This is a genomic window from Providencia sp. AGC89 (assembly GCF_053543535.1).
In genome coordinates, this window is record NZ_JBIXLP010000070.1 from 58,103 (window position 1) to 73,253 (window position 15,151).

10 protein-coding genes and 7 tRNA genes are annotated in these 15,151 nt (G+C 40.7%); 6 read left to right on the plus strand and 11 right to left on the minus strand.

The window, feature by feature from the left end; translation table 11 throughout:
• Nucleotides 1–42 precede the first annotated feature (42 nt).
• Nucleotides 43–1,230, plus strand: a complete 1,188-nt coding sequence (gene ubiF / locus ACIPUA_RS15585; RefSeq protein WP_042848339.1) for a 3-demethoxyubiquinol 3-hydroxylase — start codon at nucleotides 43–45, stop codon at nucleotides 1,228–1,230.
• A gap of 52 nt (nucleotides 1,231–1,282) precedes the next feature.
• Here ubiF and ACIPUA_RS15590 read toward each other — a convergent pair whose 3' ends face one another.
• The 11 genes from ACIPUA_RS15590 to nagB all read right to left on the minus strand — a co-directional run bounded on the left by ACIPUA_RS15590 (nucleotide 1,283) and on the right by nagB (nucleotide 7,584).
• The gene (locus ACIPUA_RS15590; protein WP_048606364.1) at nucleotides 1,283–2,659 is read right to left on the minus strand and encodes a dicarboxylate/amino acid:cation symporter; all 1,377 of its coding nucleotides are present in this window, start codon (nucleotides 2,657–2,659) and stop codon (nucleotides 1,283–1,285) included.
• A 567-nt stretch (nucleotides 2,660–3,226) separates the two neighbouring features.
• Nucleotides 3,227–3,301: transfer RNA gene (locus ACIPUA_RS15595), tRNA-Gln, on the minus strand.
• 31 nt (nucleotides 3,302–3,332) lie between these two features.
• A tRNA-Leu gene (locus ACIPUA_RS15600) sits at nucleotides 3,333–3,417 on the minus strand.
• 6 nt (nucleotides 3,418–3,423) lie between these two features.
• A tRNA-Met gene (locus ACIPUA_RS15605) sits at nucleotides 3,424–3,500 on the minus strand.
• A gap of 51 nt (nucleotides 3,501–3,551) precedes the next feature.
• Nucleotides 3,552–3,626 (minus strand) — tRNA-Gln (locus ACIPUA_RS15610).
• A 31-nt stretch (nucleotides 3,627–3,657) separates the two neighbouring features.
• Nucleotides 3,658–3,732 (minus strand) — tRNA-Gln (locus ACIPUA_RS15615).
• A 31-nt stretch (nucleotides 3,733–3,763) separates the two neighbouring features.
• Nucleotides 3,764–3,848 (minus strand) — tRNA-Leu (locus ACIPUA_RS15620).
• A 6-nt stretch (nucleotides 3,849–3,854) separates the two neighbouring features.
• Nucleotides 3,855–3,931 (minus strand) — tRNA-Met (locus ACIPUA_RS15625).
• 374 nt (nucleotides 3,932–4,305) lie between these two features.
• Nucleotides 4,306–5,529, minus strand: a complete 1,224-nt coding sequence (nagC, locus tag ACIPUA_RS15630) for a DNA-binding transcriptional regulator NagC (RefSeq protein ID WP_042848335.1) — start codon at nucleotides 5,527–5,529, stop codon at nucleotides 4,306–4,308.
• 11 nt (nucleotides 5,530–5,540) lie between these two features.
• Entirely contained in the window at nucleotides 5,541–6,704 is a 1,164-nt protein-coding gene (nagA, locus tag ACIPUA_RS15635; RefSeq protein WP_449059854.1) for an N-acetylglucosamine-6-phosphate deacetylase, read from the minus strand.
• 76 nt (nucleotides 6,705–6,780) lie between these two features.
• A complete protein-coding gene (gene nagB / locus ACIPUA_RS15640) occupies nucleotides 6,781–7,584 on the minus strand; it encodes a glucosamine-6-phosphate deaminase (protein ID WP_042848332.1) in 804 nt (267 codons plus the stop codon).
• 416 nt (nucleotides 7,585–8,000) lie between these two features.
• Between nagB and nagE the strand changes: the two genes are divergently transcribed.
• The 5 genes from nagE (at nucleotide 8,001) to glnS (ending at nucleotide 14,688) form a co-directional block, all read left to right on the plus strand.
• Nucleotides 8,001–10,028, plus strand: a complete 2,028-nt coding sequence (gene nagE, locus ACIPUA_RS15645; protein ID WP_042848330.1) for an N-acetylglucosamine-specific PTS transporter subunit IIBC — start codon at nucleotides 8,001–8,003, stop codon at nucleotides 10,026–10,028.
• Nucleotides 10,029–10,235: 207 nt separating this feature from the next.
• Complete coding sequence (locus tag ACIPUA_RS15650) at nucleotides 10,236–11,594, plus strand: colicin E3/pyocin S6 family cytotoxin (protein WP_225832868.1); 1,359 nt, start codon at nucleotides 10,236–10,238, stop codon at nucleotides 11,592–11,594.
• 13 nt (nucleotides 11,595–11,607) lie between these two features.
• Nucleotides 11,608–11,865: a colicin E3-like toxin immunity protein gene (locus ACIPUA_RS15655; protein ID WP_449059855.1), complete on the plus strand. Its 258-nt coding sequence runs from the start codon at nucleotides 11,608–11,610 to the stop codon at nucleotides 11,863–11,865.
• A gap of 175 nt (nucleotides 11,866–12,040) precedes the next feature.
• Nucleotides 12,041–12,856, plus strand: a complete 816-nt coding sequence (locus tag ACIPUA_RS15660) for a sulfite exporter TauE/SafE family protein (RefSeq protein ID WP_449059859.1) — start codon at nucleotides 12,041–12,043, stop codon at nucleotides 12,854–12,856.
• Nucleotides 12,857–13,020: 164 nt separating this feature from the next.
• A complete protein-coding gene (gene glnS, locus ACIPUA_RS15665) occupies nucleotides 13,021–14,688 on the plus strand; it encodes a glutamine--tRNA ligase (RefSeq protein ID WP_042848325.1) in 1,668 nt (555 codons plus the stop codon).
• Nucleotides 14,689–15,151 lie beyond the last annotated feature (463 nt).

Below are 15,151 nucleotides of genomic sequence, written 5' to 3' on the forward strand. Positions count from 1 at the left end.
AAATAATAATCCCATCAAACAATGAATAGTGTAGCTAATGTGATGAATAAATTAATCGAATCTTATGATGTTGTCGTGGTGGGAGCCGGTATGACGGGTGCCGCGGCAGCATTGGGCTTTGCCCAAGAAGGCATGCGAGTCGCTTTGCTTGAAAAGGCAAAACCAGCGGCATTCGATCCACAAAGCGCACCTGATGTCCGTATTTCTGCGATTAGCCGTGCATCCGTTGAATTATTGCAACAATTAGGTGCTTGGCAGCATGTAGAGGCCATGAGGAGTGCCCCTTACAGGCAGCTAGAAACATGGGAAGAACCGGGTAGCAATGTTCTTTTTGACGCTCAAAGCCTTGGGTTGCCAGAACTCGGGTTTATGGTTGAAAACCGCGTACTGCAACTTGCACTATGGCGTGAGTGTGAAAAATACGACAATTTAGAATTGGTTTGCCCTGCGCAGTTGGTTAATTTATATCGGCCTCAGAACCAAAAAACGTGGTGTATTGAATTAGATGATAACCGAACTATAGAAGCGCAACTTGTTGTGGGAGCCGATGGCGCTAACTCCCAAGTGCGTAAAATGGCGGGGATTGGCAACCGTGGTTGGCAATATCGCCAATCATGTATGTTAATTACTATTCAAACACAGCAACCTCAGCAAGATAAAACATGGCAACAGTTTTTTCCATCGGGCCCTAGAGCATTCTTGCCTTTATATGATCACTGGGCTTCTTTGGTTTGGTATGATAGCCCTGACAAAATTAGGCGTCTGCAAGGGATGTCGATGGAACAGTTAACAGGGGCGGTTTCAGAGGCCTTCCCTGAACGTTTAGGGCCAATAACCGCAGTGGCTTCAGGGGCTTTCCCATTAACACGTCATCACGCGAACCGCTATGTTCTTGATGGTCTAGCACTGATTGGCGATGCGGCGCACACCATTAATCCATTAGCGGGGCAAGGCGTCAATCTTGGGTACCGTGATGTAGATGCGTTGTTAAAAGAAGTCATTTATGCACGTGAATATCTACAGCCTTGGTGCTCCATTGAGGTATTAAAACGTTATCAGCGTCGTCGTTTACCTGACAACTTAGTTATGCAAGCAGGGATGGATGTTTTCTATATGGCATTTAGTGAAAGTTTACCGGGGTTGAAAATGTTAAGAAACCTCGGGTTAATGGCAGCTCAGCGCGCTGGAGAAGCTAAAAAACTGGCATTGAAATATGCCTTAGGGTTATAACGTTGATGTGAAATGGACAATAAAATAGGCCGCTACCAGCGGCCTATTTTATTTAAGGTAATAAATGTGGTTTATTGTTAACTAGATCAATAGGTTGTATATCATTTGATTTATTGATATTGATAATGCTATCACCTTCAGTTAGCTCTGGGTCAAATGTCGCATTTTTATCTGAAAATGCATGTGCTAACTTTTCGGTATCTAATTCTTTTTCCCAACGGGCGACGACAATACAGGCGCATGCGTTACCAACTAAATTAGTTAAAGCACGGCATTCTGACATAAAACGGTCGATACCGAGGATTAATGCCATACCTGCAACAGGGATGCTTGGTACTACCATTAATGTTGCTGCGAGAGTAATAAACCCTGCGCCAGTCACCCCTGCAGCTCCTTTTGAGCTGATCATTGCGACAAGCAGTATAGAAAGTTGCTGCCAAATTGTGAGTTCAATATTAGTGGCTTGGGCAATAAACAGTGCAGCCATGGTCATATAGATATTGGTACCATCAAGGTTGAATGAATAACCTGTTGGGATCACTAAACCTACAACTGATTTTTCACAGCCAGCCCGTTCCATTTTTCTCATCAAACTTGGTAGTGCAGCTTCAGAAGAAGAAGTCCCTAAAACGAGCCAAAGTTCATCCTTGATGTATTTAATGAGTTCGATGATTGAGAAGCCGTTGTATTTTGCGACAGCGCCAAGAACAACTAAGACAAAGAGCAGGGAGGTAATGTAGAAAGTTACTATCAGCATCATTAAGTTACCGATAGATGAAATACCATATTTACCAATGGTAAATGCCATTGCCCCAAATGCCCCGATAGGTGCTAGTTTCATTAGCATCGCAACCATTTTGAACACAGGTTCAGAAAAGTTTTGCAGCAATTTAACTATTGGCTCACCATGTTTACCTGTTGCGGCTAATGCTAACCCGAAAATAATCGCAATAAATAAGACTTGTAGGATATTACCATTCACTAATGGGCTAATGACCGTATCTGGAATGATGTTCATCAAAAAGCCAACAATGGAAGACTCATGGGCTTTTTCGACATAGCTAGCAACTTTTGTGCTATCGAGCGTTGCTGGGTCGATATTAAGCCCAGAACCTGGGCGGATGACATTCGCGACAATAAGGCCGATAAATAATGCAATGGTTGAGAAAGTCAGAAAGTACAGCATAGCTTTACCAGCGACACTGCCGACCGCTTTCATATTAGACATCCCTGAAATACCGGTTACTACGGTTAAAAAGATGACGGGTGCGATGATCATTTTTACTATTTTGATGAACCCATCACCAAGTGGTTTTAATGATTCTCCGGCCTCAGGGAAAAAGTGACCAAGTGCAATACCGAGCAAGATGGCTACGATCACTTGAACATATAAAATCTTATATATTGGTTGCTTTATCATGTTTCGCATAAATTTTCTCTGTAAAAATGTTACGTTTGGCAATTTATAATTATTAGGTTTTAAAACTTTTATTAGAGTTTTTGAGAGCTAATCAATTGGAATGGAAGATGGGATTGAATGTACTAATGACCGCAGCTAGAAAGGATCTTACCCGCCATTAATCACACCTAACTACAATTCGTCGGAAGATTATCACTTTCACTGGTTAATAAAAAATGACTTAAGTCACATATTTGATATAAAAGTTAAGCAAAGGTAAATTTTATGCGTTAAATGTTGACCTATTTTAACTGTAAGGAACTAAATTTGTTATTTGTCGGATAATGATGATTTGTAAAAGGCAGGCAATGAAAAGAAATTTTTCAGCTAATAACCAGCATGAAAATATGGAAAATTTATAAAAATAGCGTGTGTAGAAAGAGATGTATGGATTTATTCGTGGAATGCCAAATTGTTTCTATTTAAGTTTTTAATAAAAAGAATAAACCAAAATAGCATGGCATCGAGTTGATATTATAGGAGAAAATCAATCAGTAAACTGAGATAGGAAAAATGAAAGAAGGAAGTGAAGAAAGATGGCTGGGGTACCAGGATTCGAACCTGGGAATGCCAGGATCAAAACCTGGTGCCTTACCGCTTGGCGATACCCCAATCTTAAATTTTGTTCTACCAAGAAGGTAGATGGTGCGGGAGACAAGACTTGAACTTGCACACCTTGCGGCGCCAGAACCTAAATCTGGTGCGTCTACCAATTTCGCCACTCCCGCAAACAATGGTGGCTATGACGGGATTCGAACCTGTGACCCCAACATTATGAGTGTTGTGCTCTAACCAGCTGAGCTACATAGCCATTTTATGTTTTTCAAAATGAAGTTTTTGACAATCTAGATAGGATAGTAGATGGCTGGGGTACCAGGATTCGAACCTGGGAATGCCAGGATCAAAACCTGGTGCCTTACCGCTTGGCGATACCCCATCCGGGAATTCTACTACAGATTGTATTAAGATGGCTGGGGTACCAGGATTCGAACCTGGGAATGCCAGGATCAAAACCTGGTGCCTTACCGCTTGGCGATACCCCAATCTTAAATTCAATGCTACCGAGAAGGAAAATGGTGCGGGAGACAAGACTTGAACTTGCACACCTTGCGGCGCCAGAACCTAAATCTGGTGCGTCTACCAATTTCGCCACTCCCGCAAATAATGGTGGCTATGACGGGATTCGAACCTGTGACCCCAACATTATGAGTGTTGTGCTCTAACCAGCTGAGCTACATAGCCATCTTTTTTTGCATAACCTTCGTCGGCGTTGCGGGGCGCATTATGCTAATTACAGACACGACAGTCAACAGCTTTTTGCACTATTTTTCAGAAAATGCGTCTGTTTGTCTGATGAATAATCATTTTGTCGATAAAGCCAGCAAAAAACAAGCCCATATTTGAAAAAATCTTTTTCGGGAGGATCAAGATGGAAGGGGAATTATTCGAATGATAGCAGCGTTGAAAACGTATACTTAGTGAAAACAGAGTGGAACCCAGCTTTAAAATTTAAGTTATTTAAGTTTAATCAATCCAATGAATTGCTGAGTTTTCGCGTTAGGGGAAAACAAAAAAGCAGGCATAAAACCTGCTTTTATGAAAAATAAACGGAGAAATTAATTTTCAAATAATTTTTGCAGTAACTCACCATTAAGCATAGCTCGTTTGGTGAGGGCAAATGCGCCTATTGCTGAGTTATGGACAAGTTGTGATGTGACAATAGGTAAGTTTTCTCTAAAACCTTTAAGGGCTTGAGTGTCAATGCAGCTTTGGATCGCCGGAATAAGAACCAATTCGGCTTCTGTGATGTCACCTGCAATAACCACTTTTTCAGGGTTGAAGAGGTTTATTGAAATAGCAATGGCTTTACCGATCTGACGACCGACATGTTGGATGACTTCAGTCGCTAGCGGGTCACTTTTGTTGGCCGCTTGGCAGATATGAGAAATTGTACAGGTTTCTGCGGTCAGAGAACTTGAATAACCTTGTTCTAGGCGCTGTCTTACGCGGGCTTCGATAGCTTGGTTTGAGGCAATGGTTTCTAAGCAACCAAAATTACCACAGTGGCATAGTTCACCCAGTGGGTCTACTTGGATGTGACCAATCTCCCCTAAGTTCCCACGGTGATTGAGCAGGATTTCTTTGTTAATAACTAAGCCTGCTCCAGCGCCTCTGTGGATACGTACTAGAAGTGAGTCCTCACAATCACGGGTTGCACCAAAATAGCTCTCAGCAAGGGCTAGGCTGCGAATATCGTGGCCAGCATAGCAAGTGATATTAAAATGTGATTGTAAATTATCAATAAGGTGCCAGTTATCAACTTTAATATGCGGCATGTAATAGACAATACCGCTGTGAGGGTTAACCAACCCCGGAAGGATAACAGAAATTGCGATTAACTCTTTAAGGCGACGATGGTTTTTATCAATAAAGTCTTCAAGGGCAGCAATTAACTTTTCTTCGACAGCCTGCTGAGAAGGCGCTGTAATAGGATAATGACCATCAATAATCATTTTACCACCTAAGTCGTATAAGGCTATGGTGGCATCATAGCGCCCTAAACGGACACCAATAGTATGGAAATTTTTATGTTCAGAAACAATTGAAATGGCACGGCGGCCCCCAGTGGAGGCCTGCTGGTCAACTTCCTTGATTAAACCACGTTCGAGTAGTTGGCGAGTGATCTTAGTCACACTGGCTGGGGCAAGCTGGCTTTGCTCCGCTATTTGAATTCTTGATATCGGACCTTGTTGGTCAATCAAGCTATAAACGACGGCACTATTTAATTGTTTGACGAGATCAATATTACCAATTTGCTTTAGCGAGTGGCTTTGATTCATTAGCTAGTTACTCATTTTTTGTAGACTTCGTCTCCGTTAACGTAGGTTGCGAGGACGTTGAAGTCGTGGTTAAACGCGGTCAAATTCGCAATTTTACCAGGAGCAATCGACCCTAAGGTGTTATCAACTCCAATGGCTCTTGCGGGGTAGAGCGTTGCCATTCTAAGTGTTTCATCCAATGCAATGCCGACGTGTTCTACACTGTTTTTGACTGCATCAATCATAGTCAGTGATGAACCGCTGAGTGTGCCATTTTCATCCACACATAATCCATTACGGTAGTATATGGTTTTACCTGCAAAGATAAAATGATCCATTTCACCAGTTTGCGGATCAATCCCTGCTGGTGCAGTTGCATCTGTGACTAAAATTAATTTATCACCTTTTAAATGCTTACTGTTGCGAATATTTGCCCATTGTACATGTAAACCGTCAGCAATAATTCCAGCATACACTTCCGGTGTGTCATAAATGGCACCGACTAACCCTGGTCCTCGGCCTGAAATATATGGCATAGCATTGAAAAGGTGGGTTGAGAAATTTATACCCGCTTTAAAGCCCAGTCTGGCTTCTTCATATGTGGCATTAGAGTGCCCTGCTGAAATAACGATACCCGCGTTTTTTAATTGACGGATATAACCCTGTTCAACCATTTCAGGTGCTAAGGTGATTTTAGTGATAGCGTCTGCGTGAGAAGCTAAGTAATCAATCATTTGTGCTGTTGGTTGACGAATAAACTCGGGGTTATGTGTGCCTTTTTTGATGACATTAATGTAAGGGCCTTCTAAATGAAGCCCAAGCGCTTGGTTTTTATGTTCTTTTAAGTATTCAGTCATGACTTCAACGCCATGTTTCATTAGCTCATCTGAACAAGTGATCAATGTCGGTAAATAACTTGTGCAGCCTGTGCGCTCGTTGGCTTTTTGCATGATATCCAAGTTTTTCAATGTAACATTTTCTTTATTATCATTGAATTGAACACCGCCACAGCCATTGACCTGCAAGTCAATAAAACCAGGGGAGAGAATAGCCCCTTGTAAATCATGCTGTGGAATATTGGCAGGCAGTTCAGCGACAGGACAAACATCCTTGATGATTTTACCATCAATGATGACAGCATGGTTATCCAGTCTTTCATGACCTGTATAAATAATGCAATTAGTTAGTGCATACATGGCTTAAAACTCCTGACCTCTGGGGATTTGGGTCACCGACCAGCTTTCGCTGATCGGGTGATTGATAAATATAATCTTAGTTAAACTTCTCAAGAATTTCAGATTCTAGCTGTTTGAAATATTTAAGTGTTTTGACTTTCAATTCGAGTGTTGCGGGTTCATCACAAACAATCAGTGCTTTCGGGTGCATTTGCACACAACTGATTGTCCACATATGGTTAACAGAGCCCTCAACGGCAGCGTGTACGGCATTCGCTTTATTGGCACCAGTAGCTAAGACCATCAGTTCTTGGGCATCCATTAATGTGGCAACACCTACGGTTAATGCAAACTTAGGTACTTGGTTAATATCATTGTCAAAAAAGCGCGAATTTGCTTGGCGAGTTTCTGGTGTTAACGTTTTAATTCGCGTGCGAGAATTCAAAGATGAACCGGGTTCATTAAAAGCAATGTGGCCATCATTGCCAACGCCGCCCATAAACAGGTTTATTTTACCAAAAGATTTAATTTTATCTTCGTAGCGTTGACATTCGGCATCAACATCAGGGGCATTGCCATTAAGTAAGTTGATATTTTCAGCTTGGATATCAATATGATTGAAAAAATTTTCATGCATAAAGGTATGGTAGCTTTGAGGATGATTAGCTGGAATACCAATATATTCATCCATATTGAATGTTACTACGTGCTTAAAACTCACTTTACCCGCTTTGTATAAAGCAATCAGTGCCTTATATGTTGCTAGGGGGGTACCACCTGTTGGCAAACCAAGTACAAAAGGTTTCTCTGCAGTTGGGTTGAATGCATTGATTTTATCAGCGATGTACTGTGCGGACCAGATTCCGACATCATGTGCATTGTTAAGTGGGATTAGCCTCATGTCTCTATTACCTCTAATAAGTCTGTGAAATCTTTCATGTATATATGTATCCCTGATGTTATTCATTAGATATAGGAATACTCGTTATACTTCAAATTTATTGTGCGTTATCACTTGGTTGCCATGTTATTTTTATCTCATAACATCGTTTCAAGTGTGCTGAGAATATACAGGTTAATGGCTTAAATAAGTTATTTTTAATCATAAAATAAGTTTTCAATAATAGCTACTAATTTAGTCATATCAGGAACTATTTCGTTGACATTTATCACAAATCACACCTATTTATTTTGCATCGCGAAACAATTAATTTAGACTATGAAATTGATACTCTCAATAACCTAAATTATGATTTAGGTGTGTGAACAAGAAGATCCCGTAAATGGGGCAAAAATAGGGCGATAAAGGGGGAGTTTGTGAATATTCTTAGCTACTTACAGCGGATTGGTAGGGCACTTATGGTGCCAGTTGCTGTACTACCAGCCGCAGCAATCCTTATGGGGATTGGCTATTGGATCGACCCAGATGGTTGGGGAGCGAATAGTGCAATCGCGGCGTTACTGATTAAATCTGGTGCGGCAATTATTGATAATATGTCCGTACTGTTTGCAATTGGTGTTGCTTATGGAATGTCAAAAGATAAGGATGGTGCAGCTGCACTGACCGGTTTTGTCGGCTTCTTAGTGGTGACAACACTGTGTTCTCCTGCATCTTATTCCATGATTATGAATGTTCCGTTGGAAACGGTTCCTGCGGCATTTGGTAAAATTAATAACCAGTTCGTCGGTATCTTAGTTGGGGTACTGTCTGCTGAATTGTACAATCGTTACAGTGGTGTTGAGCTACCGAAAGCATTGTCGTTTTTCAGTGGTCGTCGCCTTGTCCCGATTTTAACTTCTTTCTTAATGATCATCTTAGCCTTCATACTGATGTATGTTTGGCCGGTGGTGTATAACGGTTTAGTGTCTTTCGGTGAAAGCATTAAAGATTTAGGCTCAGTTGGTGCCGGTATTTATGCCTTCTTCAACCGTTTATTAATTCCTGTTGGTTTGCACCATGCACTTAACTCTGTGTTCTGGTTTGACGTTGCAGGGATCAATGATATTCCAAACTTCTTAGGCGGTGCTAAGTCTATTGAAGCAGGTCTTGCAACTGTGGGTATTACTGGCCGCTACCAAGCTGGTTTCTTCCCAATCATGATGTTCGGTTTGCCGGGTGCAGCATTAGCGATTTACCACTGTGCACGTCCAGAAAACAAAGCAAAAGTAGCGGGTATCATGATCGCGGGTGCATTCGCGGCATTCTTTACTGGTATCACTGAACCTCTTGAATTCTCATTTATGTTCGTGGCGCCAATACTGTATGTTGTTCATGCATTATTAACGGGGATTTCGGTATATATCGCAGCCACCATGGAGTGGATTTCTGGGTTCGGTTTCAGTGCAGGTTTAGTCGATATGCTGTTGCAATCACGTAACCCATTAGCTGTTCAGTGGTATATGTTGATTGTCCAAGGTTTAGTATTCTTCTGTATTTACTATGTCATTTTCCGCTTTATGATCCGCAAATTTAACCTGTTAACGCCAGGTCGTGAAGAAAGTGCGGGTGACGAAACCATTGACGGTTATGACGAAAGCATTAGCCCTGCTGATAGCAGTGACAGCGATATCCAAAAAGAAGCGCGCCAATATGTTGCCGCAGTAGGTGGTAGCGACAATATCGTCAGTATTGATGCCTGTATTACGCGTTTACGTTTAGGCGTTAAAGATTCAGCAGTTGTTAATGATGCCATGACCAAACGTTTGGGCGCTTCAGGTGTTATCCGTTTAAGCAAACAGAATGTTCAAGTGATTGTGGGGACTCGAGCTGAATTGGTCGCAAAAGCAATGACTGAAGTGATTGCAAAAGGCCCAATTGCAGGTTCTGCGCCAGTTGCAGCGGCAGAAGAGAAAAAAGCCGCAGAGCCTGAGAAAGCAAAAGGTAATGCGATTCTATCCTTAGTTGCGCCAGTAAGTGGTCAAGTTTTCTCCCTTGACGACGTACCAGATGAAGCATTCTCTAGCCGCATTGTGGGTGATGGTATTGCTATCAAACCAACAAGCAGCGAAGTGTTAGCGCCGGCATCAGGTACGGTGGTGAAAATTTTCGAAACTAACCACGCATTCTGCCTTGAAACAGAAAACGGTGTCGAACTCATCGTTCATATGGGGATTGATACGGTTGCACTGAAAGGCGAAGGTTGTGCTCGTTTAGTGGAAGAAGGTGCAGAAGTGACTGCGGGTACACCTATCCTGAAATTAGATTTACCGTTCCTTGAAGCTAATGCTAAATCAATGATTAGCCCAGTTATCATCAGCAATATCGATGATTTTGCTGGCATCGAAATTTTAGTTGAAGGTGACGTGAAAGCAGGTGAAACCGTTATTTATAATGTTCTGAAATAATTCAGTTTAATATTATAAGTGAGTAAGAGGGTGGCTTAGGCCACCCTCTTTGTTTATGCAGTTTAAATAAGAAAAAGATAATCATATAGGGCATAACAAATAATGATAATCAGTATCAATTGAGTCCAGTGTATAAAGAAAATATAATTAATTGTTAGCTTTGTGGGCAGTGTTTGGGATAACACACTCTTTTGATAAGGAACATCTATGCAGCAAAATGATGACATCATGAACATATTGAAGTGTAACCTTTGCCCTAGGTGTGGGGAACAAGATTGCCCTTTTCTGACATATGATAAGCGTGCTAAACAGATGATGGATGCATTTAGGCGAGGTGATTTTTTAGAAGCACAAAAAATATATATAAAAACATTTGCACAAACACTATCTATGCTCAGGGAGGATTTTAAAAGTAAAATAAAAATATATGAGTCAGTAACAGACAGCCTAAGATATAAAATTTTTGATAATCAAGCAGTAACAATTCCTCCTGTACTTACTTCAGCATTAAATGCTTCTTTATCAACCTTAAAACCGTCCCCTCTAATAATCAGCCATGCTGCACCAGTCAGTACTTTCAAACTCGGTGTCACCCCTCTTTCTAACAGTGACCCTCTAGGTACTGTTATTGGGCGGTCGGTGGGATTAGGTATTGGATTACTAACATATTCGCCACCAGCGGGTGCACCCGGAATAGATACATTACATGGCTTTTCAAAACATGATTTTGATTATTTAACAAGGAATACAAATACAGCAAGGACACCCGTTGGGGAACAATTAAGAGTACCAGAGGAACGAATATTAAGAGAGGTGAGTCGTAACAAGGGCATTGTTGAAACTTATGCCGTTCCTACAGAGCATATAAGTAATGGACAAAAAATTATTGAATTAACACCAACAAATTCACCAGTCGAGACTCGAGTTATACCAGCAATCCCCACTGAACAAAAAGGGCTTTTTAGTTATTCACTGCCAAATGAACAAAAAGATAGATATATACAGATAGGAAAACCTGAGGTTTTCACAGGTACTCCCTTACCTAACCCGAAGAGATTGAAATCGTTACCTGGTGAAATATATGATATTCAACGGCCTTCAGGCATCCCGATTAGTTCACCTTCTTTTCCAACTTCCGTTATAAATTCAAGTTCTAACCCGCAATCTCCTTTTATTATTGTTTTTTCTGAGAACATCGGTGTCAAGCCAATTTATATTGCGGCAAGCAAAGGCGGTAAGAAAAATAAAGGGAAGGGAAAAGATGATGAAAGAAAAGGTGTTAAAGAAAAAGGTCATTCTTATCATCCTGCACCTAAAGTTGATGAAATAAAAGGCTTAGGTGAATTAAAGCCAGTGCAAGGAAAAACGCCAAAACAAGGTGGTGGGGGACGGCGTAATCGGTGGGTTGGTGACAAAGGGCGTAAAATCTATGAGTGGGATTCTCAACATGGAGAATTGGAGGGATATAGAGGTAGTGATGGGCAGCATATAGGTGCATTCGATCCAAAAAGTGGTAAACAATTGAAACCAGCAGATCCTAAACGTAATATAAAAAAATATCTATGAAGAGGAATAAACAATGGGATTAAAACTACATACTCAATGGTTTGATAAGCAAACTGGTGAATTTATGGGTGAAGAATATTCAGAAGATTTTGGAGATGATGATTTTCTGATAGATAAAACAATTGCTCCTAAAGATGAAAATATTATTAACAACGGAGTATTTGATTTGCAAAAAGAATGGGTAATTGAAATTCAAAGTCATGTCATTCATCAAATTGATTTAGATAAATTTGTGTATCAAGTTTCATTTGATTATCGGAACGAATGGTAATTATTATTCATGTTTGAATGATGTTAAATAAAGGGAGTTGAGCTCCCTTTATTTGTATTCATCAAGTAGTGTTAATCATATTGGCGAAATCTCAAACTAGGTTGTCTAATTTGCATAAGCAAGGGGCTTTTTTCATCGATAAGATAACTTTTCAATGACTCATGAGGACTTATCTGTGGATTGGCTACTGTGTTTGTTTGGATTTATTTCAGGAATAACAACGGCATTATTCGGTTTTGGTGGCGGTTTTATTACGGTTCCACTGTTATATGCTTTGATTATTTTAGTGTGGGGGCCGCAAAGCGAGGCAAGCAGTGTAGCAATGCAAATTGCGGTAGCAACATCAACCTGTGTAATGATCTTTTCATCGGCGCTTTCTAGCCGTACTCATTACCTTAAAGGCAACCTGAGTTGGCCGATTATACGTCCCTTTGTTATCCCTATTTCAATTGGTGGAATTTTTGGGGCAATAGTGGCGCTATCAATAGATAGTGCGTTGATCCGTTGGATATTTATAGGTTACTTAGTCATTACTATTTTAGATTGCTTTATCCGCCCTGGTTTTATGAATACACAGGCAAATGGTGTAACCGCATCACAAGGGGGCATTTTTGCAGATACCCCCATTGGGGTGGTGATTGGTGCTGTGGCTGCATTTCTTGGGGTCGGTGGGAGCGTGATGACAGTCCCTTTAATGCGACGTAGAGGCGCGAGTATGATCCAAGCGGCTGCATTTGCCAATCCATTGACATTACCAATGGCGATTACAGGAACATTGACGTACTTCTTTTTTGCTATCGACCAACACATTGACCTTGGCGCGGGTTTCCTTGGGATGATCTACATTAAAGGTGCATTGATTTTAATCGCAGCGTCATGGCTGGGAATTCGCTTTGCTGGTTTACTAATGCCTTATCTTAGTGATAAACGTCATGCACAAAGTTATCCGCTATTATTGCTAGTGGTGTTAATGGTGATGTTGTTCACTTAAAAATGAATTGGGCTGATGTCGGGAGTTTTTTGCCCTAAATTCCAGTTTGTTGCACCTTTTGGTGGCTAAGCGCAATCAAACGGTTGTTTCCTGATTGATTATGATAGAATATATTCAGATACTACACGCTTTTAGCGCGCTTTTGGCATTGAGGAATGATGACAATGAATGAGGCAGATGCTCGCCCAACAAATTTTATCCGTCAGATCATAGATGAAGATCTGGCGAGCGGAAAACACACATCAGTGCATACACGTTTTCCACCAGAACCGAATGGCTATTTACATATTGGTCATGCGAAATCAATCTGCTTGAATTTTGGCATTGCCAAGGACTATCAGGGACAATGTAATTTACGTTTTGATGATACCAACCCTGTAAAAGAAGATGTCGAATACGTTAACTCCATTCAAGAAGACGTTAAATGGCTAGGTTTTGAATGGACGGGGAATGTTCGTTATTCCTCTGATTATTTTGATACTTTGTATCAATACGCAATTGAACTGATCAACAAAGGTCTTGCTTATGTTGATGAGCTCAGCCCTGATGAAATCCGTGAATATCGCGGGACTTTGAAAGAGCCGGGTAAAAATAGCCCATACCGTGAGCGTTTAATTGAAGATAACTTAGCATTATTTGAAAAAATGCGCGCAGGTGGCTTTGAGGAAGGTAAAGCGTGTTTACGTGCTAAAATTGACATGGCATCCCCATTTATGGTGATGCGCGACCCGGTTTTATATCGTATTAAGTTTGCGGAACATCACCAATCTGGTAATAAGTGGTGCATTTATCCGATGTATGACTTCACACATTGTATTTCTGATGCGTTAGAAGGTATTACACATTCTTTATGTACACTTGAGTTCCAAGATAACCGTCGTTTATATGATTGGGTATTAGATAACATCACGATTGATTGTCATCCACGTCAGTACGAGTTTTCTCGTCTGAATTTGGAATATACGGTGATGTCTAAGCGTAAACTGAACCAATTAGTGACAGAAAAACATGTCAATGGTTGGGACGATCCACGCATGTTAACCATTTCAGGTTTGCGCCGTCGTGGTTATACCGCTGCTTCTATCCGCGAGTTCTGCCAACGTATTGGTGTCACTAAGCAAGACAACAACGTTGAAATGGCATCATTAGAGTCCTGTATTCGTGATGACCTGAATGAGTCAGCTCCGCGTGCAATGGCGGTTATTGATCCAGTGCGTGTGGTGATTGAAAACATGCCTGCTGGTGAAGAAATCTTAACGGCACCAAATCACCCAAATAAACCTGAGATGGGCACTCGCCAAGTGCCATTTAGCAATGAAATTTATATTGACCGTGCAGATTTCCGCGAGGAAGCAAATCGTCAATATAAACGTTTAGTTTTAGGTAAAGAAGTTCGCTTACGTAACGCTTATATCATCAAAGCTGAGCGTGTTGAGAAAGACGCAGAGGGCAATATCACGACTATTTATTGTACCTACGATGCAGGTACATTAAATAAAGACCCTGCGGATGGGCGTAAAGTCAGAGGGGTTATTCACTGGGTTAGCGTAGCACACGCACTGCCAGCGGAAATTCGTTTGTACGACCGCTTATTTACAGTACCAAACCCGGGTGCAGAAGAGGATTTCCTGTCGGTAATCAACCCAGAGTCATTGGTTATTCGCCAAGGGTTTGTTGAACCAAGCTTAAAAGATGCAGCCCCTGAAAAAGCATATCAGTTTGAGCGTGAAGGGTATTTTTGTGCAGATAACCGTTTAAGTAGCGCGGATAACTTGGTCTTTAATAGGACGGTAGGGTTGCGTGATACTTGGGCTAAAATAGAGTCCAACTAAAAAATGTTGTAAGCCAATGCACATTAGGTGCATTGGCTTTACCCTCTAACCCTAGTCACATACATATGTATATTTCTAGGGGGGATTTTTTGTTTTCTCTGTGATATTGAATAGAGAATAATAAAAAATAATCAACAGAAAATGAGGTTATTTAATCAGTTATTACCCTTGTAAATAAAGTGGTTTATTGCTGTATAGAAAGAACTACGCTAAATTAATTATGGTTTCTTGTGGTTATTAACCAATAATATCTGAAAATACTGAAATCAAAAATTGATTACGGGATTTAAATCACAAAACAATAAAATCGGTTAGACAGTTTGAAAGATTGTATGATAAAGATATACTCCAGTTAAGATTAATAAAGATATATAACACACAAAGTGATTAATTTGTTTTTATTAATCTTAATAACTAATGTTTTTTCAGGTTAAATTGAAAAACCATTAGTTAGGTTAAATAT